Origin of the sequence: Streptomyces sp. NBC_00400, from assembly GCF_036048035.1 — a bacterium.
GTDB lineage: Bacteria > Actinomycetota > Actinomycetes > Streptomycetales > Streptomycetaceae > Streptomyces.
Window position 1 is genome coordinate 1558937 of the sequence record NZ_CP107940.1, and the last position, 24813, is coordinate 1583749.

The 24813-nt window shown below is 72.5% G+C and carries 6 protein-coding genes; 5 read left to right on the forward strand and 1 reads right to left on the reverse strand.

The features are described from left to right. The first annotated feature begins 85 nt into the window (after positions 1–85). Positions 86–961 (forward strand): hypothetical protein, encoded by an 876-nt coding sequence (locus OHS81_RS06965; RefSeq protein ID WP_328383440.1) that lies wholly within the window; start codon positions 86–88, stop codon positions 959–961. Positions 962–1001: 40 nt separating this feature from the next. Here the strand turns inward: OHS81_RS06965 and OHS81_RS06970 are convergent, their stop codons facing one another. Then, complete coding sequence (locus OHS81_RS06970) at positions 1002–1700, reverse strand: GntR family transcriptional regulator (protein ID WP_328383442.1); 699 nt, start codon at positions 1698–1700, stop codon at positions 1002–1004. Positions 1701–1883: 183 nt separating this feature from the next. Here OHS81_RS06970 and OHS81_RS06975 point away from each other — a divergent pair, with 183 nt between their 5' ends. The 4 genes from OHS81_RS06975 to OHS81_RS06990 all read left to right on the forward strand — a co-directional run bounded on the left by OHS81_RS06975 (position 1884) and on the right by OHS81_RS06990 (position 24773). After that, positions 1884–2723 carry a (2Fe-2S)-binding protein gene (locus OHS81_RS06975; RefSeq protein ID WP_328383444.1) on the forward strand — a complete coding sequence of 280 codons (840 nt, stop codon included), beginning with the start codon at positions 1884–1886 and terminating at the stop codon, positions 2721–2723. Between the two features lie 196 nt (positions 2724–2919). Further along, a complete protein-coding gene (locus tag OHS81_RS06980; RefSeq protein WP_328383446.1) occupies positions 2920–11193 on the forward strand; it encodes a non-ribosomal peptide synthetase in 8274 nt (2757 codons plus the stop codon). 57 nt (positions 11194–11250) lie between these two features. After that, positions 11251–19089, forward strand: a complete 7839-nt coding sequence (locus OHS81_RS06985; RefSeq protein ID WP_443058834.1) for an amino acid adenylation domain-containing protein — start codon at positions 11251–11253, stop codon at positions 19087–19089. Next, on the forward strand, positions 19089–24773 hold the full coding sequence (locus OHS81_RS06990; protein WP_328383450.1) for a non-ribosomal peptide synthetase: 5685 nt from the start codon (positions 19089–19091) through the stop codon (positions 24771–24773). Before OHS81_RS06985 ends, OHS81_RS06990 begins: the two co-directional genes overlap by 1 nt. The last annotated feature ends 40 nt before the right edge of the window (positions 24774–24813 follow it).

A 24813-nucleotide genomic window follows, 5' to 3' on the forward strand; every position in this document is an offset into this window, starting at 1 on the left:
TCGCACTGTGAGGCGGCAGCGGGGTATGGATGCTGGTCAGGGACCAGCCGGCCCCACCCACTGGCACAGCCTTTCAGGAGGCCACATGACAGCAGGAGTGACCAACACGACCGCTGCGAGCGACTGGGGCAAGGCAGATTTCGAGGCGATCTACAACTGCCCGGATCCCCGTCGGTACTTCACCACACTGCACCCCCTGGACTACCAGATTCCGCACCACGGCCAAGCGGTGTTCCGTGCCGTGGCCGAGACCCTTCAGCGGCACCGCAGTGACCGCCCGCCGCTGAACGTCGTCGACCTCTGCTGCTCGTACGGGGTCAACGCCGCACTGCTCAACCACCAACTGTCCCTCACCGACCTCTACGGCCGCTATGCCGTGAACGGCAAGGCGCTGCCGTCCACCGCCCAACTCCTCGAAGAGGACCGCACGTTCTTCGCCACCCGGCGGCGTGCCGAACCCCTCCGCGTGACCGGCATCGACGCGGCGGACCGCGCGGTCGGCTACGCCCGGGCGGTCGGTCTGCTCGACCACGGCTTCGCGGAGAACCTGGAACGCGACGACCCGAGCCCGGAACTGCGGAAGGTGCTGGCCGGCACCGACCTGATCACCGTCACCGGCGGCGTCGGCTACATCTCCGCCCGTACCTTCTCCCGTCTCTTCGACTGTGTGTCCTCGCCGCCCTGGGTCGCCGCGTTCGTGCTGCGCGAGGTGTCCTACCGGCCGATCTCCGCCCTGCTGGCCCGGGCCGGCCTGGTCACGGAGAGACTTGCCACCCGTACGTTCCGTCAGCGGCGGTTCGCCGACGGCAACGAACGGCAGGCGGCGTTCGAGGCACTGGCCACCCGCGGCCTGCCCACCGCGGACAAGGAAGCCGACGGCTTCTACCACGCCGATCTCTATCTCTCCCGGCCCGCCGCCGATGTCGCGGCGCTGCCACTGGAGGAGCTGCTTCCCGGCTGAGCAGTCGGCGCTGCCCGGGCTGAGCCGTCGGCGGACTCGCTCAGTGCGGGTGGCGCGCCACCGACACGTGCTCGCGGGCGATCCGCTCGGCCACCGCGTACTCCTGGGCGGCCAGGGCGTCGAGCAGCGCCGTGTGCTCGGAGGCGTCGGCCAGCAGCTCGGCCGTACGCCGCCGGGGGCCGCCGGCCGGCGGCCACTGGGCGCGGCGGAGCAGGTCGCCGGTGACCTCGGTGAGCCTGCGGTTGCCGGTGAGCGACATCAGGGCGTCGTGGAAGGCGTGGTCGGCCTCGGCGTAGCCGACCCGGTCACCGCGGGCGGCGGCCGTGACGCCCGCATCGGCGAGCGGGCGCAGCGCCTCCCAGCGCTCAGGAGGCAGCGCCCGGGCCAGCCGGACGATCGCGGGCACCTCCAGCATCGCCCGGACCTCGGCCAGCTCGGCGAGGTCACGGGGGCTGCGCTCGGCGACCCGGAAGCCGCGGTTGGGCACGACCTCGACGGCGCCCTCCCCCGCGAGCTGCTGCATGGCCTCCCGGACCGGGGTCGCGGAGACGCCGTAGCGCTCGGCGAGCGCGGGCGCGGAGTAGACCTCGCCCGGGGCCAGCTCCCCGCCGACCAGCGCATGGCGCAGCGCGGCCAGCACCTGACCGCGGACGGAGTGCCGCCGGGGCACGGCGGGGCCGGCCTGCGCGGGCACCCACGCCCCCGCGCACGGCTCCTGCTCCGCTGTGCCCTGCTCCATGACGGTTCCTCCTGACGTTTCCAGCACCATAGGCGGCGCGCGCCCCAGTTCAAATCCGGGGAGCTGTCCGGAAGTCACCGGGAAGCGGTACGGGCCGCCAGGACTGGCGTTCAGCGGGCACGGGTAAGCCTTCAGATAAGGTAAGCCTTACCTGTTAACGATCGCGATTCGGTGGTCTCCCGCATGACTCGTGCCCCCGCCGCCCCGCCTGCCGTCCACCCCGTCGCCGAGGCCTACGCCCGGCTCTCCGCGGCCTTCCCCGGCCTGCGGGTGACCCTGTGGGACGCCGCCCCGCCCAGCGGCGACGGCTGGGTGTGCGCGGCCGGGCTCGCGGCCGGCGGCGAGAGCCTGGACGCCTTCCTCGCCTGGGACGACGCGCAGATCGTGCGGGATTACGGACAGCGCGCCCGGCCCGACGTCATCGCGAGCTTCGCCCTGCACCGCTACGCCTGGCCCGCCTGCCTGCTGATCACCATCCCCTGGTTCCTGCACCGCCGGGTTCCGCGGCTGCCGGTGCAGGACGTCTCCTTCCAGCGCGAGCTGGGCAGGATGGCGGTGCGGGTCAGCGCCTTCAGCTGCCTCCCGGACGACCCCGCCGCGGCGCTGCCCGCCGCCCGGGTCGTACCGGACGAGGAAGCCCTGCGGGCGGAGGTACGGGCCGCGGTGGCCCAGCACCTCCGGCCCGTACTGGACGGCTTCCGCACCCGGATGCGGCGCGGGCCGCGGGCGCTGTGGGGCATGGCGTCCGACGAGATCGTGGAGGGCCTGTGGTACCTGGGGCATCTGCTGGGCGAGGAGCCGCGTGCGGTGGCCGAGCTGGCGTTGCTGCTGCCGGGCGCCACCGCTCCGTACGTGGGGAGTGCGGGATTCCGCGAACTGACCGGGCCGCGCGGCCAGTCGCTGGCGACCCGGGACCGTGCCAGTTGCTGCATGTTCTACACGCTGCGCCCCCAGGACACCTGTGTCACCTGCCCGCGCACCGCGGATGAGGAGCGCATCAGGCGCCTCACCGCGGCCACTTGACCTCTGCGCCGCCCCGCCCCCAGCCGATATCCGGCCACCGCTCACCCGCGAAATGGCTTCAATAACGCGGCGAAATCAGCTCTGCATAGCCTCGGCGCACGAACGTCATGCGTGTTTTGCCCAAGCTACACGGCCCCCGACACGTCGCCAGGTCGAGAGCACATGCCCGTCGTCGGGTCACGAGGAGTTTCGGAAAATGAGCGGTGCGAAGACTGCGGGTGCGGCGGATTCCGGTGCCCGGGAGGAGCTGTTCGCAGGTGTCCCGGCGCGGTGGCAGGGCGAACCGTCCCCCGTCCCCGCGCTGACGCTGCCCGAGCTCTTCGAAGCCCAGGTGCGCCGCACCCCCGACGCCCCCGCCGCGACCTTCCGCGACCGGACCCTCAGCTATCGCGAGCTCAACGAGCGCGCCAACCGGCTGGCCCGGCTGCTGACGGCGCGCGGCGCCGGCCCCGAGCAGATCGTCGGCGTGCTGATGCCGCGCTCGCTGCACCAGATCGTGTCACTGGTGGCGGTGACCAAAACCGGTGCCGCCTACCTGCCGGTGGACGTCGACTACCCGGCCGAACGCATCGCCTACATGCTCGGCCACTCCGACCCCGTCTGTCTGCTCACCACCGCCGACTCCCCCGCCGCAGAAGGGCTCGCGGACCGGCTGGTGCTGCTGGACGACCCGGCGGTGGACGAGGCGCTGCCCGGCCTGCCGGACACCGATCCGAGCGACGCCGAGCGCACCGCGCCGCTGCGCCTGGCCCACCCGGCGTATGTCACCTACACCTCCGGCTCCACCGGGACGCCCAAGGCCGTGGTGGTCGAGCACCGCGCGCTGGCCGACTATCTGGCCTGGGCGCGTAAGGACTACCCGAGCATGGGGCCGGGCGGCACCTCGCTGTGGCACTCGCCGGTGTCCTTCGACATGACCGTCTCGGAGTTGTGGGGCCCGCTGGTGTCCGGCGGGCGGGTGCTGGCCGCCGCGCTGGAGGAGGACGCGCACGCCGGCACGGTCTCCTGCACCTTCATGAAGGCCACCCCGAGCCATCTGCCGATGCTCAACCTCCTCCCGGACGGCTACTCGCCCACCGGTGAACTGATGCTCGGCGGTGAGGCGCTGCAGGGCGCCGCGCTGGACGAGTGGCGCCGCCGCCACCCCGGGGCCACCGTCATCAACGTGTACGGCCCGTCCGAAATCACCGTCAACATGGCGCAGTTCCGGCTGGAGCCGGGCCGGCCGACCCCGGACGGCGTGCTGCCGCTGGGCCGCGTGATGGACAATATGCGCGGCTACGTCCTGGACGACCGGCTGTGCCCGGTGGCGCCGGGCGTCACCGGTGAGCTCTACATCGCGGGCCCCGGGCTGGCGCGCGGCTACTTCAGGCAGCCCGCACTGTCCGGCGAGCGGTTCGTCGCCGACCCGTTCGGGGCGCCGGGCGAGCGGATGTACCGCTCCGGTGACCTGGCCCGATGGACGCAGGACGGGCAGCTGGTGTTCCGCGGCCGCGCCGACCACCAGGTCAAGGTCCGCGGCTTCCGCGTCGAGCCGGGCGAGATCGAGGCCGTGCTGACGCAGCATCCGCAGGTCGCGCGCGCCGTGGTGCTGGTCCGTGAGGACCGCCCCGGCGACCAGCGGATCGTGGCGTATGTGAGCTGCGCGGAGGGCGCCGCCGAGCCGGACGCCGGGACGCTGCGGGCACATGCCGCACAGGTCGTGCCGTGGTACATGGTGCCGTCGGCCTTCGTCGTGATCGACGAGTGGCCGCTGACGCCGAACGCGAAGGTGGACCGCAAGGCGCTGCCCGCCCCCGAGTACCGCACCGGTGCCGGCAGCGTCCCGCGCACCGCGACGGAGGAGACCCTGTGCCGGCTGGCCGCCGAGGTGCTGGGCCTGGAGTCGGTCGGCGTCGAGGACAACTTCTTCGATCTGGGCGGTCACTCGCTGCTGGCCAACCGGCTGACCAGCCGAATCCGTGCGGCCATGGACGCCGAGCTGCCGATGAGCGCGGTGTTCGAGGCGCCGACCGTCGCCGAGCTGGCCGGTCGCCTGGCCGGCGCCGACGCGGCACGCGCTGCGCTGGTACCGGCGCGGCGCCCGGACCGGATCCCGCTCTCCCTCGCCCAGCAGCGCCTCTGGTTCCTCCACCAGTTGGAGGGCCCCAGTCCGGTCTACAACATCCCGATCGCCGTCCGGCTGACCGGTGAGCTGGACCGCACCGCCCTGGAGGCGGCGCTGGGCGATGTGCGGGCGCGGCACGAGGCGCTGCGCACCCGCTTCGCCGAGCACGACGGCGCACCCCACCAGGTGATCGTGGAAGCCGAACAGGCCGCCCTGAGCGTCGGATTCGCCGAACTGGACGGAGCCGAGCAGCTTCAGCGGGCGCTGGCCGAGCAGGCCGGGCACGGCTTCGACCTCACCGCGGGAGTGCCACTGAAGGCCACCCTCTACCGGCTCGGTGAGCGCGAGCACGTCCTGCTCCTGCTGGTGCACCACATCATCACCGACGGCTGGTCCCGCGATCCGCTCACCCGCGACCTGTCCACCGCCTACACCGCGCGCGTCGGCGGCCGGGCCCCGGCCTGGGAGCCGCTGCCGGTGCAGTACGCCGACTACACCCTGTGGCAGCGCGGGATGCTGGGCGACGAGAGCGACCCGGACAGCCCCGCCGCCAGGCAACTGGCCTTCTGGAAGCAGGCGTTGAGCGGCACTCCGGAGCTGCTGGAACTGCCGCTGGACCGGCCCCGGCCGTCCGTCGCCAGTTACCGCGGTGCCGTCACCCACTTCACCTTCCACGCGGGTCTTCACTCCCGTATGGCGGACCTGGCGCGCGCGTGCGACGTCACGGTGTTCATGGTGCTGCAGGCCGGCCTCGCGGCACTGCTCTCCCGCCTGGGCGCGGGCACCGACATCCCGATCGGCACCGCCGTGGCCGGCCGTACCGACGAAGCCCTGGACGACCTCGTCGGATTCTTCGTCAACACCCTCGTCCTGCGCACCGACGTCTCCGGCGACCCCACCTTCCGCCAGCTCCTGGCCCGGGTCCGCGAAACCGACCTGGCCGCCTACGCCCACCAGGAGACCCCCTTCGAGCGGATCGTCGAGACCGTCAACCCGGCCCGGTCGCTGTCCCACGCCCCCCTCTTCCAGACCATGCTGACCTCGCAGAACACCCCCGAGGACGGCATGGCACTGCCCGGCCTGGAGGCGGTGGCGCAGGACGTGGCCAAGAGGGTCGCGCAGTTCGACCTCTCCTTCCACACCAAGGAGAAGACGGCGCAGGACGGCACCCCCGCGGGCATCGACGCCCTGCTGGAGTACGCCACCGACCTGTTCGACCGGGCCACCGTCGAGGCGCTGACCGCCCGTCTGGTACGGCTGCTGGACGAGTCCACCGCCCAGCCGGACGCCCCCGTGGGTGAGTTGGAGATCCTGACGGAGAAGGAGCGGCGGCAGGCACTGGAGGAGTGGCAGGGCCGTCCGCACGAGGTCTCGGGGAAGACACTGCCCGTCCTCATCGAGGAGCAGGCACGGCGGGCGCCCGACGCCCCCGCGGTCGTCCACGAGGACACCGGTCTGACCTACGCCGAGCTCAACGAGCGCGCCAACCGCCAGGCCCGGCTCCTGGTGCGGCGCGGTGTCGGTCCGGAGCGCTATGTCGCGGTGGCGCTGCCCCGCTCGGTGGACCTGGTGGTGACCCTCCTGGCCATCGTCAAGGCCGGTGGCGCCTATCTGCCGCTGGACCCGTCCTACCCCGCGGACCGGCTCGGCTTCATGCTGGAGGACGTGGCGCCGGTGCTGGCCGTCACGGCCCGGGGTGTGCTCGACCACGTCCCCGCGCCGTGCCCGTCGTTGCGCCTGGACGACCCCGAGGTCGTGGCGGAACTGGCCGCGCAGGAGTCCACGGACCTCACCGACGCCGACCGCAACGCGCCGCTGCTGGCGGACAACGCGGCCTTCGTCATCTTCACCTCCGGGTCGACCGGCCGCCCCAAGGGCGTCACCGTGCAGCACCGCTCGCTGGACGCCTACCTGAGCTGGACCCGCACGGCGTACCCGGGGGTGGCCGGACGGGCCCTGGTGCACTCGCCGGTGGCCTTCGACCTCACCGCCACCGGCCTGTTCGCGCCCCTGACCTCCGGCGGCTGCGTCGAGCTGGTCGAGCTGGACGGCCGGACCCAGGCGGCGGACGGACGGCCGCAGCCCACCTTCGTCAAGGCCACCCCCAGCCATCTGCCGCTGCTCATCGAACTGCCCGGGCAGTACTCGCCGAACGAGCAGCTGGTGCTCGGCGGCGAGTCGCTGATGGGCGAGGTCCTGGACGAGTGGCGGGGCCGGCACCCCGGTGCCACCGTCGTCAACGAGTACGGCCCGACGGAGACCACCGTCGGCTGCTCGGAGTTCCGCATCGCACCGGGCCAGAGTGTCCCGGCGGGCGTGGTCACCATCGGCCGGCCGATCTGGAACACCCAGATGTTCGTGCTGGACGCCCGGCTGCGCCCGGTGCCCACCGGCAGCACCGGCGAGGTGTACATCGCCGGTGACCTGGTGACGCGCGGCTACCACCGGCGTCCGGACCTGACCTCGGGCCGCTTCGTCGCCAACCCCTACGGCCCGCCGGGCAGCCGGATGTACCGCTCGGGTGACCTGGCCAGGTGGCGGGCGGACGGCCAGATGGAGTTCATCGCGCGCGTCGACGACCAGGTCAAGCTGCGCGGCTTCCGTATCGAGCTGGGCGAGATCGAGGGCGTCATCGGGGCGCACCCGAAGCTGGCGCAGGTGGCCGTGATCGTCCGCGAGGACCAGCCCGGCGACAAGCGCCTGGTCGGCTACGCCGTCCCCGCGCCGGGGCAGAGCGTGGACTCCGCCGAGCTGCGCCGCTACGCGGCCGGGCAGCTGCCCGACTACATGGTGCCCGCGGTCTTCGTGCTGCTCGACGAGCTCCCGCTCACGGTGAACCGCAAACTGGACCGCAAGGCGCTGCCCACGCCCGACTACGGTGTCGCGGCCGGCGTGTCGGGGCGTGCGCCGCGCACCGCGCACGAGGAGATCCTGTGCGGCGCGTTCGCGGAGATACTGGGCCTGCCGCGGGTCGGCGTGGACGACAACTTCTTCGCACTGGGCGGGCATTCGCTGCTGGTGACCCGGCTGATCGCCGGGCTGCGCCGGACGCTGGGGGCGGAGCTGCCGATCCGCGCGGTGTTCGAGGCGCCGACCGTCGCCGAGCTCGCCGCGCGCCTGGCCGACGCGGGCACGGCGCGTGTGCCGCTGGTGGCCGGCGAGCGCCCGGCGCGGCTGCCGCTGTCCCCCGCACAGCAACGGCTGTGGTTCCTGCACAAGTTGGCGGGCCCGAGCCCGACGTACAACGTGCCCGTCGCGGTACGGCTCACCGGTGCGCTGGACCGTGCGGCGCTGGAGGCGGCACTGGCCGATGTGGTGGAGCGCCACGAGGCGCTGCGCACCCGCTTCGCCGAGGAGTCCGGCGACCCGTGCCAGGTGGTGCTCCGTGGCGAACCGTCCCGGCCGGTGGTCGAGTGCGTCGAGCTGGACGCGCCGGATCAGCTGGAGACGGCGTTGGCGGAGGCCGCCGCATACGGCTTCGACCTGACCGCCGGAGTCCCCCTCAAGCTCACCCTCTTCAAGCTCTCCGAAGACCGGCACGTCCTGCTCCTCCTGCTGCACCACATCGCCAGCGACGGCTGGTCCATGGGTCCGCTCTCCCGTGACCTGTCCACCGCCTACACCGCCCGTGTCGACGGCCGCGCCCCGGCCTGGGAACCACTGCCGGTGCAGTACGCCGACTACGCCCTGTGGCAGCGCGACATGCTGGGCGACGAGAACGACCCCGGCAGCGTCCTGTCCCAGCAGCTCGGCTTCTGGCGCAAGGAACTCAGCGGCGCCCCCGAACTGCTGGAACTGCCGCTGGACCGGCCCCGTCCGGCCGTCGCCAGTCACCGCGGCGCCACGGTGGAGCTGACCATCGACGCCGAGCTGCACCGCGCGTTGCTGTCCTTCGCCCAGGGCTCGGGCGCCACGCTGTTCATGGTGCTGCACTCGGCGGTGGCGGCGCTGCTGTCCCGAATGGGCGCGGGCACCGACATCCCGATCGGCACCGCCGTGGCCGGCCGTACCGACGAGGCCCTGGACGACCTGGTCGGATTCTTCGTCAACACCCTCGTCCTGCGCACAGACGTCTCCGGCGACCCCACCTTCCGCCAGCTCCTGGCCCGGGTCCGCGAAACCGACCTGGCCGCCTACGCCCACCAGGACACCCCCTTCGAGCGTGCCGTGGAAGCCGCACAGGTCACCCGGGTGCTCTCGCACACACCGCTCTTCCAGGTCTCGTTGAACCTGGAGGACGGCACCGCCATCACTCCGGACCTGCCCGGACTCCAGGTCCGGCCCGAGCCGGTCGGTGTCCCGGCCGCCAAGTCCGAGCTGGTCTTCGGCCTGGCCGAGCGGCACACGGCAGCCGGTGAACCGGGCGGCCTCACCGGTGAACTCACCTACGCCACGGACCTCTTCGAGCGCGCCGGAGCCGAGTCCCTGGCCGAGCGACTGGTCCGGATGCTGCGGGCCATCGCGGCCGATCCGGACCGCACGGTGGGCAGTGCCGAGATCCTTGCCGAGGAGGAGCGGCAGGAACTGCTCGTCACTCGTAATGCCACGGGGCGGGCGGTTCCGGCGCTGACGATGCCGGAGCTGTTCGAGGCCCAGGCCGCCCGCACCCCGCAAGCCGAGGCCGTGGTCTACGAGGACACCGTCCTCACCTACGGCGAACTCGACCGCCGCGCCAACCAGCTCGCCCGCCTCCTGATCACCCACGGAGTCGGACCCGAACGCCTCGTCGCCCTCGCCATGCCCCGCTCGGCCGACATGATCACCGCCGCCCTCGCCATCCACAAAGCAGGCGGAGCCTACCTCCCCATCGACCCCGACTACCCCACCGACCGCATCACCTACATGCTCACCGACGCCAACCCGGTGTGCATCCTCACCACCTCCACCGTCACCCTCCCCGACACCGGACACCCCCGCATCCTGCTGGGCGACGGAAACGCCAACGGCGGGGACAACGACGCCATCCGGCACCTGCCCGACGGACCGATCGGCAACGACGAACGCACCACCCCCCTCGACCTGCACCACCCCGCCTACCTCATCTACACCTCCGGCTCCACCGGCCGCCCCAAAGGCGTCCTCGTCACCCACACCGGCATCGCCTCACTCGCCACCGCACAAACCCAACACCTCGCCATCGGCCCCACCTCCCGCACCCTCCAATTCGCCTCCCTCAGCTTCGACGCCGCCACCTGGGAAATCATCATGGCCCTCACCCACGGCGCCACCCTCGTCACAGCACCCCCCACCCGCCTGACCGGAGACGAACTCACCACCCTCCTCAACCAACAACACATCACCCACGCCACCCTCCCCCCAGCCCTCCTCGCCACCCTCCCCGACAACAGCCTCCCCACCGACATGACACTCATCGTCGCCGGCGAAGCCTGCCCACCCGAACAAACCGGCCGCTGGTCCACCGGCCGACACATGATCAACGCCTACGGCCCCACCGAAACCACCATCTGCACCACCATGAGCCCACCCCTCACCGGCACCACCACCCCACCCCTCGGCACCCCCATCACCAACACCCACCTCTACCTCCTCGACCACACACTCCACCCAGTACCCCCCGGCGTCCCCGGCGAGCTCTACACCACAGGCCCCGGCCTCGCCCGCGGCTACCACAACCGCCCCGACCTCACCGCCCAACACTTCATCGCCAACCCCTACGGCCCACCCGGCACCCGCCTCTACCGCACCGGCGACCTCGCCCGCTGGACCACCCACCACACCCTCGAATACCTCGGCCGCACCGACAACCAAATCAAAATCCGCGGCTTCCGCATCGAACTCGGCGAAATCGAAACCGTGCTCGCGGACCATCCGCAGGTATCCCGGGCCATGGCGCTGGTGCGTACGGACCGTGCCGGTGAGCAGCGGATCGTGGCCTATGCCGGGGGGCCTGCCGACGCGTCCGCGGCGTCGCGGCTGGTCGAGGAGTTGCGCGAACGGTGCGCCGGGCAACTGCCCGCGTACATGGTGCCGTCGGCGATCGTGGTCATTCGGGAGTGGCCGCTGACGCCGAACGGGAAGGTGGACCGCAAGGCCCTGCCCGCGCCGGAGCAGCCGACCGGATCCGCCGACGGCCGGGCCCCGCGCACTCCGCAGGAGGAGACCCTGTGCGGGATCTTCGGGGAGCTGCTGGGGCTGGCCTCGGTGGGCATCGACGACAGCTTCTTCCAACTGGGCGGCCACTCACTGCTGGTGACCCGGCTGATCAGCCGGGTGCGGACGGCGCTGGGCGCCGAACTGCCGGTCCGGACGGTCTTCGAGAGGCCGACCGTCGCCGGGCTGGCCGAGGAGATCGGCACGGCCCGCCGGGCCCGGCCAGCGCTCCGCCGTATGCGCAGCTCCTGACCCCTCCTTCCCGCATCGCTCGTATTCCGTTCCAAGAGGAGTTCCGCCATGTACCCGGTGTCGTTCGCGCAGCGGCGGTTGTGGTTCGCTTTCCAGGTGGAGGGCCCCAGCCCGACCTACAACATCCCGGTCGCCCTGCACCTGACCGGCGATCTGGACCGTGCGGCGCTGGAGGCGGCGCTGGCCGATGTAGTGGAGCGGCACGAGGTACTGCGCACCCGCTTCGCCGAGGAGGATTCGGGCGAGCTGTGCCAGGTGGTGCTCAGTGGCGAACAGTCCCGGCCCGTCATGGAGTGCGTCGAGCTGGACGGGCCCCGGCAACTGGACGCGGCGTTGGCGGAGGCCGCCGCGTACGGCTTCGATCTGACCGCCGGAGTCCCGCTCAGACTCACCCTCTTCACGGTCTCCGAAGACCGGCACGTCCTGCTCGTTCTCCTGCACCACATCGCCGGGGACGGCTGGTCCATGGGACCCCTCTCCCGTGACCTGTCGGACGCCTACACCGCCCGCGTCGACGGCCACGCCCCTGCCTGGGAACCACTGCCGGTGCAGTACGCCGACTACGCCCTGTGGCAGCGCGACGTCCTGGGCGACGAGAACGACCCCGGCAGTCTGGCCGCCGAGCAACTGGCCTTCTGGATAAAGGAGTTGGCGGGCTCCCCGGAACTGGTGGAACTGCCGCTGGACCGGCCCCGCCCGGCCGTCGCCGGCCACCGAGGCGGCATCGCCCGCTTCGAGCTGGACGCCGAGCTGCACGCCCGGGTCGTGGAGCTGGCGCGCGCGTGCGAGGTCACGGTGTTCATGGTGCTGCAGGCGGGCCTCGCGGCCCTGCTCTCCCGCCTGGGCGCGGGCACCGACATCCCGATCGGCACCGCCGTGGCCGGCCGTACCGACGAAGCCCTGGACGACCTCGTCGGATTCTTCGTCAACACCCTCGTCCTGCGCACCGACGTGTCCGGCGACCCCACCTTCCGCCAACTCCTGGCCCGGGTCCGCGAAACCGACCTGGCCGCCTACGCCCACCAGGACATCCCGTTCGAGCGGGTCGTCGAGGCGGTCAACCCGGCCCGGTCGCTGTCCCACGCCCCCCTCTTCCAGACGCTGCTGTCGCTGCAGAGCGCCGACGGGGGCGGATGCACCATGCCGGGGCTGGAGGTCTCCGTCAGCGACCTGGACACCGGGGTGGCCAAGGTCGATCTGACCTTCACGCTGCGCGAGCGGCACACGCCGCAGGGCGGCCCGGCGGGCATCGGCGGCGAAGTGCAGTACGCCACCGACCTGTTCGAGCCGGAGACCGCGCAGGCGCTGGCCGGCCGGCTGGTGCGGCTGCTGGACGCCGTCGTCGCCGACGCGGACGCCCCCGTCAGCCGGGCGGAGATCCTGACCGGCCGGGAGCGGGAGCTGCTGCTCACCGGCCGGAACGACACCGCCACCAGCGGCCCGGCCCGTACGATGCCCCAGCTCGTCGAGGCGCAGGCGCAGGCCGCGCCGGACGCACCGGCGCTGGCGTACCAGGGCCGTACGCTCACCTACCGGGAGCTGGAGGGGCGCGCCAACCGGCTGGCCCGGCTGCTGATCGCGGGCGGCGTCGGCCCCGAGCACACCGTGGCGCTGGCCCTGCCGAAGTCCGCCGAGCTGGTCGTGGCCGCGCTGGCGGTACAGAAGGCGGGCGGCGCCTACCTCCCGGTCGACCCCGCCTATCCGGTGGACCGGATCGCCTACATGCTGGCGGACGCCGCGCCGACGTGTGTGCTGACGGAGTCGGCGACGGCCGGCCACCTGCCCGAGGTGCCCTGCCCGCAGGTCGTACTGGACGACGCCGGGGTCACGGCCCGGCTGGCGGAACTGTCCGACACCCCGGTGACGGACGACGAGCGCACCGCCCCGCTCGATGTCCACCACCCCGCCTATGTCATCTACACCTCCGGCTCCACCGGGCGTCCCAAGGGTGTCGTGGTCACCCATCGCGGCCTGGGCGATCTGTCGGCGAGCGTGACGGAGCGCTATCTCCTGGACCGGGACAGCCGGGTCCTCCAGCTGGCCTCGCCGAGCTTCGACGCCTCGGTGCTGGAGACCGTCATGGCGCTGACGAACGGTGCCACGCTGGTGGTACCGGACGGCAGGCAGCTGGCCGGCGAGGAGCTGGCCCACGTCCTGGCCGACGAGCGGATCAGCCACACACTGATGCTGCCCGCCACGCTGTCCACCCTTCCCGAGATCGAGCTGCCGCACCTGCGGACCCTGGCCACCGGAGCCGACAAGGTCGGCACCGAGCTGGCCGCCCGCTGGTCCAAGCGGCACCGAATGATCAACTCCTATGGCCCCACCGAGGCCACGGTGGTCGCCGCCATGAGCGAGCCGCTGTCCGGCGAGGGCATCCCGCCGATCGGCGGGCCGGTGGTCAACGGCCGGGTGTACGTCCTGGACGGCGCGCTGCGCCCGGTGCCGCCGGGGGTGGCCGGTGAGCTGTACACCGCCGGCCCCGGTCTGGCCCGCGGCTATCTGCGTCGTCCGGCACTCACCGCCGAACGCTTCGTCGCCGACCCGTTCGGCCCGCCAGGCTCCCGGCTCTACCGCACCGGCGACCTCGTGCGCTGGACCACCGGCGGCACCCTGGAATACCTCGGCCGCACCGACAACCAGGTCAAGATCCGCGGCTTCCGTATCGAACTCGGCGAGATCGAGGCGGCGTTGTCCGAGGCGGTGGGCGTCGCCGGCACCTTGGTGATGTCCCGCCACGACGGCCCGGCCGGGCAGCAGCTGGTCGGCTATGTCACCACCACCGACGGCGCGTCCCCCGAGCCCGCCGCGCTGCGCGCCCACCTTGCCGCCACGCTGCCCGATCACATGATCCCGGCTGCGTTCGTCGTGCTCGACCGCTGGCCGATGACCCCCAACGGCAAGATCGACCGCACGGCCCTGCCCGCCCCCGGTTTCGCGGGCGCGGGTGCCGCCGGACGTGCTCCGCGCACCGCACGGGAGGAGATCCTGGCCGGTGTCTTCGCCGAGATCCTGGGCGTGGACTCCGTCACCGTCGACGACAACTTCTTCGAAATGGGCGGGCATTCGCTGCTGGCCACCCGGCTGATCAGCCGTATCCGCACCGCTTTGGACGCGGAGCTGTCGATCCGGGCGGTGTTCGAGGCGCCGACCGTCGCGAGGCTGGCCGCCCGGCTGGGCGAGGCGGGGTCGACGCGGGCGGCCCTGGTGCCGAGGGCACGCCCCGACGCACTGCCGATGTCCTTCGCGCAGCGGCGGTTGTGGTTCGCTTTCCAGGTGGAGGGCCCCAGCCCGACCTACAACATCCCGGTCGCCCTGCACCTGACCGGTGCGCTGGACCGTGCGGCGCTGGAGGCGGCGCTGGCCGATGTGGTGGAGCGGCACGAGGCGCTGCGCACCCGCTTCGCCGAGGAGTCCGGGGAGCCGTGCCAGGTGGTACTCGGCAGCGAACGGGCCCGGCCCATCGTTGAGTGGGTTGAGCTGGCGGCGCCGGACCGGCTGGAGACGGCGTTGGCGGAGGCCGCCGCGTACGGCTTCGACCTGACGGCCGGAGTCCCGCTCAGGCTCACCCTCTTCAAGGTCTCCGAAGACCGGCACGTCCTGCTCGTTCTCCTGCACCACATCGCCGGGGACGGCTGGTCCATGGGACCGCTCTCCCGCGACCTGTCCACCGCCTACACCGCCCGTGTCGACGGCCACGCCCCGGCCTGGGAGCCGCTGCCGGTGCAGTACGCCGACTACGCCCTGTGGCAGCGCGACGTCCTGGGCGACGAGAACGACCCCGGCAGCACCCTGTCCCAGCAGCTCGACTTCTGGCGCAAGGAACTCAGCGGCGCCCCCGAACTGCTGGAACTGCCGCTGGACCGACCCCGCCCGGCCGTTGCCGGCCACCACGGCGCCACGGAACACTTCACTCTGGACGCAGAACTCCACGCACAGCTCGTGGAGTTGGCGCGCGCATGCGATGTCACGGTGTTCATGGTGCTGCAGGCCGGCCTCGCGGCCCTGCTCTCCCGACTGGGCGCGGGAACCGATATCCCGATCGGCACCGCCGTGGCCGGCCGTACCGACGAAGCCCTGGACGACCTCGTCGGATTCTTCATCAACACGCTCGCCCTGCGCACGGACGTGTCCGGCGACCCCACCTTCCGGCAGCTCCTGGCCCGGGTCCGCGAAACCGACCTGGCCGCCTACGCCCACCAGGACATCCCGTTCGAGCGGGTCGTCGACGCGGCGGGCGTGGCCCGTGCGCTCTCGCACACCCCGTTCTTCCAGGTCTCCCTCAACCTTGAGGAGAGCGGCGGGGACACGCCGGTTCTGCCGGGGCTACGGGTGGAATCCCATCCGGTGGGCCTGGACGCCGCCAAGTCCGAGCTGGTCTTCGGCCTGGCCGAGCAGCACACGGCAGCCGGTGAACCGGCCGGTCTCACCGGAACGCTCACCTACGCCACGGACCTCTTCGAGTCCGCAAGCGCCGAGGCCGTCGCCCAGCGGTTCGTACGCATCCTGCGGGCGTTCGCGACCGAGCCCGACAAGGCGGTGGGGAGCGCCGAGATCCTGACGGCGGCGGAGTACCAGGAGTTGGTTCACGGTCGTAATGCCACGGGGCGGGCGGTTCCGGCGCTGACGATGCCGGAGCTGTTCGAGGCCCAGGCCGCCCGCACCCCGCAAGCCGAGGCCGTGGTCTACGAGGACACCGTCCTCACCTACGGCGAACTCGACCGCCGCGCCAACCAGCTCGCCCGCCTCCTGATCACCCACGGAGTCGGACCCGAACGCCTCGTCGCCCTCGCCATGCCCCGCTCGGCCGACATGATCACCGCCGCCCTCGCCATCCACAAAGCCGGCGGAGCCTACCTCCCCATCGACCCCGACTACCCCACCGACCGCATCACCTACATGCTCACCGACGCCGCGCCGACCTGTGTGCTGACGGAATCGACGACAGCCGGCCACCTGCCCCAAGTGCCCTGCCCACAGCTCGTACTGGACAACGCCGCGATCACCGCCCGGCTGACGGAACTGCCCGACACCCCGGTGACAGACGACGAACGCACCACCCCCCTCGACCTGCACCACCCCGCCTACCTCATCTACACCTCCGGCTCCACCGGCCGCCCCAAAGGCGTCCTCGTCACCCACACCGGCATCGCCTCACTCGCCACCGCACAAACCCAACACCTCGCCATCGGCCCCACCTCCCGCACCCTCCAATTCGCCTCCCTCAGCTTCGACGCCGCCACCTGGGAAATCATCATGGCCCTCACCCACGGCGCCACCCTCGTCACAGCACCCCCCACCCGCCTGACCGGAGACGAACTCACCACCCTCCTCAACCAACAACACATCACCCACGCCACCCTCCCCCCAGCCCTCCTCGCCACCCTCCCCGACAACAGCCTCCCCACCGACATGACACTCATCGTCGCCGGCGAAGCCTGCCCACCCGAACAAACCGGCCGCTGGTCCACCGGCCGACACATGATCAACGCCTACGGCCCCACCGAAACCACCATCTGCACCACCATGAGCCCACCCCTCACCGGCACCACCACCCCACCCCTCGGCACCCCCATCACCAACACCCACCTCTACCTCCTCGACCACACACTCCACCCAGTACCCCCCGGCGTCCCCGGCGAGCTCTACACCACAGGCCCCGGCCTCGCCCGCGGCTACCACAACCGCCCCGACCTCACCGCCCAACACTTCATCGCCAACCCCTACGGCCCACCCGGCACCCGCCTCTACCGCACCGGCGACCTCGCCCGCTGGACCACCCACCACACCCTCGAATACCTCGGCCGCACCGACAACCAAATCAAAATCCGCGGCTTCCGCATCGAACTCGGCGAAATCGAAACCGCCCTCACCCAGGCCACCGGCGTCACCGACGCCCTGGTGATGGTGCGTCAGGACGGCCCGGCCGGACCGCGGCTGATCGGCTACGTCACCGCTGACGCGCCCGCCCCCGTACCCTCCGGCCTCCGCGCCCACCTCGCCGCGACCCTGCCGGACTACATGGTCCCGGCCGCCGTCGTCGTCCTCGACCGCTGGCCCCTGACCCCCAACGGCAAGATCGACCGCAAGGCGCTGCCCGCTCCCGCCTTCACCGGCTCCGGCACCGGCGGACGTGCTCCCCGCACTCCCCGCGAAGAGATCCTGACCGGTATCTACGCCGGCGTCCTCGGCCTCGGCACCGTCACCATCGACGACAACTTCTTCGAGCTGGGGGGAGACAGCATCAGCTCGATGAGGGTGGTGTCCCAGGCCCGGGAGGAGGGGCTGACGCTGACGGTGCAGCAGGTCTTCCAGCACCGTACGGTCGCCGAGCTGGCCGCCGTGGCCACCGAGGTCGCCGGATCGTGGGCCACGGCGGACGACGGCGTGGGCACCTTCCCGATGACTCCGATCATGCACTGGCTGCGTGAGCTGGACGGCCCGGTGGCGGGCTTCAACCAGTCGGCCACGGTGCGTGTTCCGGCCGCAGTGGACCTGGAGCGGCTGACCACCTCGGTGCAGAGTTGGCTGGACCACCACGACATCCTGCGGCTGCGCATGACGACCGCCGAGGACGGTTCCTGGCAGCCGGCCGTGGCGGAACGCGGAGCGGTGGCCGCGGGTGCGGTGCTGCGCCGGGTGGACATCGCCGGGCTGCCGCCGCAGGCGCGGGACACCGCCATGGCCGACGAGGGCGAGCAGGCGCGGCTGCGGCTGTCCCCGGAGGACGGCTCGGTGGTCCAGCTGGTCTGGTACGACGCCGGATACCGGGCGCCGGGGCTGCTGCAGATCGTGGCGCACCACCTGGCCGTGGACGGGGTGTCCTGGCGCATCCTGGTGCCGGATCTGCGCGCGGCCTGGGAGGCGACGGCTGCCGGGCGCGCCCCGGCGTTCGCGCCGGTGGCGACCTCCTTCCGGGCGTGGGCGCGGCGGCTCGACGAGGCCGCGCGGGAGCCTGAGTGGGAGGCCGGGCTGGACGTGTGGACGCGGCCCGCCACCGGTGGCGCGGACGGCCCGACGGCGTGTCAAGCCCCGTTGGGGGCAAGGATGTTGGACCGTCGTCGGGATACCGCCGAGACGGTGCGGATGCTGGAGCTGAGCCTGCCTCCCGAGCGCGCCGAGCCGCTGCTGACGGACGTTCCGGCGGCGTTCCACGCGAACGTCGGCGATGTGCTGCTGAGCGCGTTCGCCCTGGCGGTGCGCGAATGGCGGAGGCGCCGCGGCGAGGCGGCGGACGAGGTGCTGGTGGACCTGGAGGGGCACGGGCGCGAGGACATCGTGCCGGGTGCCGATCTGTCGGGCACGGTGGGCTGGTTCACCAGTCTCTACCCGGTGCGGCTGCCCCTGGCAGCCGCCGGCTGGGCCGAGGTGCAGGCGGGCGGCCCCGCGGTCGGCGAATCCCTCAAGCTGGTCAAGGAGCAGCTGCGGGCGCTGCCCGGCAACGGCGTCGGCCACGGCATGCTGCGCTACCTCAATCCGCGCCTCGCCCCCGTGCTGTCCGCGCTCCCCGCTCCGCAGCTGGGGTTCAACTACCTCGGGCGGTTCGAGGCGACGGACGCGGCGGCCGGTGAGGGCCGGCCGTGGACGATGGTCAGCGGGCTGCCCTCCCCCGCGCCGTGGGACGGCGGGATGCCGCTGGCGCATCCCGTCGAACTCAACGCGCTCACCGAAGACCTGGCCGACGGCCCGCGGCTGCGGGCCACCTGGACCTGGGCCGGCCACCTCCTGCCGGAGGAGGACGTCCGGGAGCTGGCCGAGCTGTGGTTCTCCGCCCTGGACGCCCTGACCGCGCACGCCCGGGGGGCCGATGCCGGTGGCCACAGCCCTTCCGATCTCTCCCTCGGTCTTTCCCAGGCTGAGATCGACGAACTCGAAGCAGAACTGAGGATGCTCTGATGAACCGGCCCGCGCTCGAAGACGTGCTGCCGCTGACCCCGCTCCAGGAGGGAATGTTCTTCCACTCCCTCTACGACGATGACGCGGTGGACCTCTACAACACCCAGATGGTCCTCGATCTGGACGGCCCGCTGCGGCCGGACGTCCTCAAGACCGCCGCCGCGGCCCTGATCCGCCGCCACCCCAACCTCCGGGCCGGCTTCCGGCAGCGGCAGAACGGGCAGGCGATGCAGGTCATCCACCGCGAGGTGCCGTTGTCGTGGGAGGAGATCGACCTCGCGGGCGCCGACACCGCGGAGGCCGAGGCGCGCCTGACAAAACTGCTCGCCGCCGACCGGATGCGCCGCTTCCCGCTCAGCCGGCCGCCGATGATGCGCTTCACCCTGGTGCGGCTGGGCGCCGGGCGGCACCGGCTGGTGATGACCAGCCACCACATGCTGCTGGACGGCTGGTCCACCCCCGTGCTGATCCGTGAGCTGTTCACGCTGTACGAGGGCGGGGGCGACGATGCGGCGCTGCCCCGGCCCGTACCGCACCGCAGCTACTTCAGCTGGCTGGCGCAGAAGGACGACGCAGAGGCGGAGCGGGCCTGGCGGGACGCCCTGGAAGGGCTGGCGGGGCCGACGCTGGTGTTCTCCGCCGACCCGTCGCGGGTGCCGGGCATGCCGGCGCGGGTGACGACCTCGCTGTCCGCCGAGTTCGGCACCGCCCTGGACACGCTGGTACGCGATCGCGGACTGACGGTCAATCATCTGGTCCAGGGCGCCTGGGCCATGGTGCTGGCCCGGCTCACCGGCCGGAACGACATGGTGTTCGGCACGCTGGTCTCCGGCCGCCCGCCGGAGATCCCCGGCATCGCGACGATGGTCGGGATGTTCATCAACACCATTCCGGTGCGGGTGCGCCTGGAGCCGGCGGAGTCGGTGCTCAAGAACCTCGACCGGCTGCGCCGCGAGCAGGCGGCGCTGCTGCCGCACCACCACCTGGGGCTGGGCCGCCTGCAGCGGATGGCCGGGCACGGCGACCTCTTCGACACCTTCATGGTGTTCGAGAACTACCCGGACGACGATGCCGCCCGCCCGTCCTACGCCGGGGTCGGGGTCGAGGTGGCCGGCGGCCACGACGCCGCGCACTACCCGCTGCGGGTCATCGCGGGGCTGGCCGGAGCGCGGCTGGTGATCGAGCTGGAGTACCAGCCGGACCTGATCGACGAGGACGAGGCGGAGGCGGTGCTCACCGCGCTCACCGACGTGCTGAAGGCCGTCGTGGCCGCTCCGGACGGCAGCGCCGGGGACCTGGAGTTCACCCTGCCGACGTCGTTCCGGCGTGCCACTGCGCCCGCCGGGGACGGCACCGGAGCGGACGGCGGGGCGGACACCGGGGACCACGCCCCGGCCGGGCCGGGTCCCAGGGCGCCGCAGACGCCGGTGGAGGAAATCCTCTGCGGGCTGTTCGAGAAGGTGCTGGGGCGGCCCTGCCCCTCGGTGGACGAGAGCTTCTTCGCGCTGGGCGGCCAGTCGCTCACCGCGATCCGGCTGCTGAGCCAGGTACGGGCCGCCTTCGGGGTGGAGCTGTCGGTGCGTGCGGTCTTCGAGGCGCCGACGGTGGCCGGGCTGGCCGCGCAGCTGGCGCAGGCGGATACGGCCCGGCCGCCGCTGGTGACGGTGGAGCGTCCCGAACTGGTGCCGATGTCCTACGCCCAGCGCGGCCTGTGGTTCGCCTTCCGGCTCAACGGGCCCGGTGTGACGTACAACAACCCGCTGCCGCTGCGGCTCTCCGGCGATCTGGACCGGGCCGCGCTGGCCGCCGCGCTCGCGGACCTGGTGGAGCGGCACGAGGTGCTGCGCACCCGCTTCGCCGAGGTCGCGGGCCGGCCGTGCCAGATCGTCATGACCCCCCGGGAGGCGGACATCCGGCTGGAGTGCGTCGAGCCGGCGGGCGAAGGGGATCTGCCGGACGCCCTGGCGGAGGCGGCGGGCCACGCCTTCGACCTGGCCACCGAGGCTCCTTTGCGGGCCACGCTCTTCCGGGTGTCCGAGCGTGAGCATGTGCTGTATCTGCTCACCCACCACATCGCCAGCGACGGCTGGTCGCTGGCCCCCCTGGTCCGCGACCTGTCCGCCGCCTACCGGTCCCGTACAGCGGGCCGGGCCCCGCAGTGGGAGCCGCTGCCGGTGCAGTACGCGGACTACGCGCTGTGGCAGCGGGAGCTGCTGGGCGCCGAGTCGGTCCCCGACAGCGTGGCGGCTCGCCAACTCGGCTACTGGTCCGAGCAGTTGGCCGGTGTGCCGGAACTTCTTCAGCTGCCCCTGGACCACCCGCGCCCGGCGGTGGCCGGCCGGCGCGGTGCCACCGTGCGCTTCACCCTGGACGCCGCCCTGCACACCCGGATCACCGAGCTGGCCAGGCAGTCGGACGTCACCGTGTTCATGGTCGTCCAGGCGGCGCTGGCCGCGTTGCTCTCGCGGCTGGGCGCGGGCACCGACATCCCGATCGGCGCGGTGCTGGCGGGGCGCACCGACGAGGCGCTGGACGACCTCATCGGGTTCTTCGTCAACACCCTGGTGCTGCGTACGGATGTGTCCGGCGACCCGGCCTTCCGCGAACTGCTCGCCCGGGTACGGGAGACGGACCTGGGCGCCTACGCCCACCAGGACCTGCCCTTCGAGCGGATCGTGGAGGCCGTCAACCCCGGCCGGTCCCTCTCGCACGCCCCGCTCACCCAGGTCACCCTGGTCTTCCAGAACAACGAGCGCGGCTCGCTGGACCTGCCCGGGGTGCGGGTCTCCTTCGAGGGCGAGGCGACCGGCAACGCCCGGGTGGACCTTGCCTTCAACATGGGCGAGAACCACACCGGGGACGGTGCGCCGGCCGGCATCGACGGCCTCGTGGAGTACGCCGCCGAGCTGTTCGAACCGCACACCGTACAGCGGCTGACCGACCGGCTGTGCAGGCTGCTGGAGAGCGCCACCGCCGACCCCGGCACCGCGGTCTCCGCGCTGGAGATCCTCTCCGCCGACGAGCGACGGACGCTGCTGCAGAGCGATGAGCCCGCCGCGGGCGCAACGACGCCTGCGGGAACCTTCCCCGAGCTGTTCGAGGCGCAGGTGCGGCGCACCCCGCAACGGCCCGCGGTGGAGTCCGCGGACGCCACCGTGACCTACGCCGAGCTCAACGAGCGGGCCAACCGCCTGGCCCGGCAGCTGGTCGCCCGGGGCGCCGGCCCCGAGAGCTATGTCGCGGTGGCGCTGCCCCGCTCGGCGCAGATGCTGGAGGGCATGCTCGCCGTCATGAAGGCCGGGGCGGGCTATCTGCCGCTGGACCCCGGCTACCCGGCCGAGCGGCTGGCGGCGATGCTGGCGGACAGCGCGCCCGCGCTGCTGCTGACCACCACGGAGCTGGCGGGCCGGCTGCCGCACCCCGGCGGCCTCGACGTGCTGCTGGTCGACGAGGCGGCCACCGCCGCCGAACGGGCCGCGCTGCCCGGGGCGGACCTGGACGACGCCGGCCGTCGCGCCCCGCTGCGGGTCGCCCACCCCGCCTATGTCCTCTTCACCTCGGGCTCCACCGGCCGCCCCAAGGGCGTGGTGGTCAGCCATACCGGGATCGGCGCGCTGGCCGCCCATCAGCTGGCCCACTACGGGGTGCGGCCCGAGAGCCGGGTGCTGCAGTGCGCCTCGCCCAGCTTCGATGTGTCGGTGGCGGAGTTCTGCCTGGCCCTGCTGTCCGGCGCGTGCCTGGTCGTACCCGCCGACACCCCGGCCGGGCCGCAGCTCGCCGCGTTCCTCGCCGAGCGGCGCATCACCCACCTGCTCATCGTCCCCTCGGCGCTGGCGCAGGTACCGCGGACCGAGCTCCCCGAGCTGCGCACCATGATCACCGGCGCCGAACCGCTCTCCCCCGAGCTGGCCGGGTTCTGGGGCCGCGACCGGCTGCTGGTCAACGCGTACGGCCCCACCGAGGGCACCTGTGACGTGAGCTTCGCCCGGCGCCTGGTCCCCGACGCGGCCGCGGCGTCGGTCATCGGCCGGCCCATCGACGGCAACCGGATGTACGTCCTGGACAAGGCGCTGCGGCCGGTACCGCCGGGCGTCGAGGGCGAGTTGTACCTCTCCGGCGGCGGGCTGGCGCGTGGCTACCTGGACCGTCCCGGCATGACCGCGGAGCGCTTCGTCGCCGATCCGTACGGCACGCCGGGCACCCGGATGTACCGCACCGGCGACCTGGCGGCGTGGAACGCCGACGGGCAGCTGCAGTTCCGCGGCCGCGCCGACACCCAGGTCAAGGTCCGCGGATTCCGTGTGGAGCTGGGCGAGGTGGAGGCCGTGGTCGCGGGCTGCGCCGGGGTCGAGCGGGCCGTGGTGATGGTCCGCGAGGACCGTCCCGGCGACCAGCGCCTGGTGGCCTACGTCGAACCCGCCCGCGAACACGGGGAGTTGACGGCACGCGCGCTGCGCTCCGAGGTCGCCGAGCGGCTGCCCGCCTATATGGTGCCGGGCGCCTTCGTCGTCGTGGACGAGTGGCCGCTGACCCCCAACGCCAAGCTGGACCACCGGGCGCTGCCCGCGCCCGCGCAGCCCGTCACGGGCGAGTACCGGCCACCTCGCTCACCGCAGGAGGAGCTGGTCTGCCGGCTGTTCGGCGACGTGCTCGGCGTGGAGCGGGTCGGCGTGGACGACAGCTTCTTCGAGCTCGGTGGGCACTCCCTGCTCGCCACCCGGCTGACGCACCGCATCGGGCAGGCCCTGGGCCGCCCGCTGGAGCTGCGGGACATCTTCGCCGCGCCCACCCCGGCCCGGCTGTGCGAACAGCTCGACGGGGACGGCGGCGGCGCCTTCGAGGTGATCCTGCCGCTGCGCGCCTCCGGCAGCGCGGCCCCGCTGTTCTGCGTCCATCCCATCGCCGGCCTCAGCTGGCGCTACTCGACGCTGCTGAGCGCCCTCAGCGCCGATCACCCGGTGTACGCGGTGCAGGCCAGAGGCCTGGACGGGACAGAGCCGCTGCCCGCTTCCATGGACGAGCTGGCCGCGGACTACGCCCGGCAGATCCGCGCGGTACAGCCCGAGGGCCCGTACCACCTCCTGGGCTGGTCGCTGGGAGGGATCATGGCGCAGGCCGTGGCCACCGCGCTGGAGGCGGACGGAGAGGAGATCGGGCTGCTGGCGGTGCTGGACACCTCGCCGCCCGAGCCCGGCAGCCAGGGGACCGGGACGCGCGAGGAAATCCTCGCCCAGATGTACGAGGGGTACGGCAAGATCTACGGCGTTCCGGACGGTGCACCCGAGGAGCCGACCGCGGACCGGATGCGTGCCCAGATCGTCGAGTGGTACGGGGAGGGCAGCAGCGAGCTGCGCTACCTGGGCCCCGAGCACCGGGCCGCCGCACTGGAGATCAGTATCAACAACGCCTACCTGGCGGCGGCGCGGCGGCCGGATGTGCTGCGCGCGGACCTGCTGCTGGTGCTGGCCACCCGCAAGCGCCTGGAGGCCGTGGTCCCCGAGGCATGGGAGGAGTTCCTGGCAGGCCGGATGGAGATCGTCGAGGTGGACTGCGAGCACTCCCAGATGATGGATCCGGGCCCCGCTGAGCAGATCGCGCGGATTGTCGCGCCGCGGATCGGACGGGCGCAGGGGGCCGCCGCGCACACCGGAGAAGCGGCCGGGGCGGCTTCGCCGGTCGCTTGATGTCACAGGGGCGAAGGGGGCGGCCCCACGACGGGCCGCC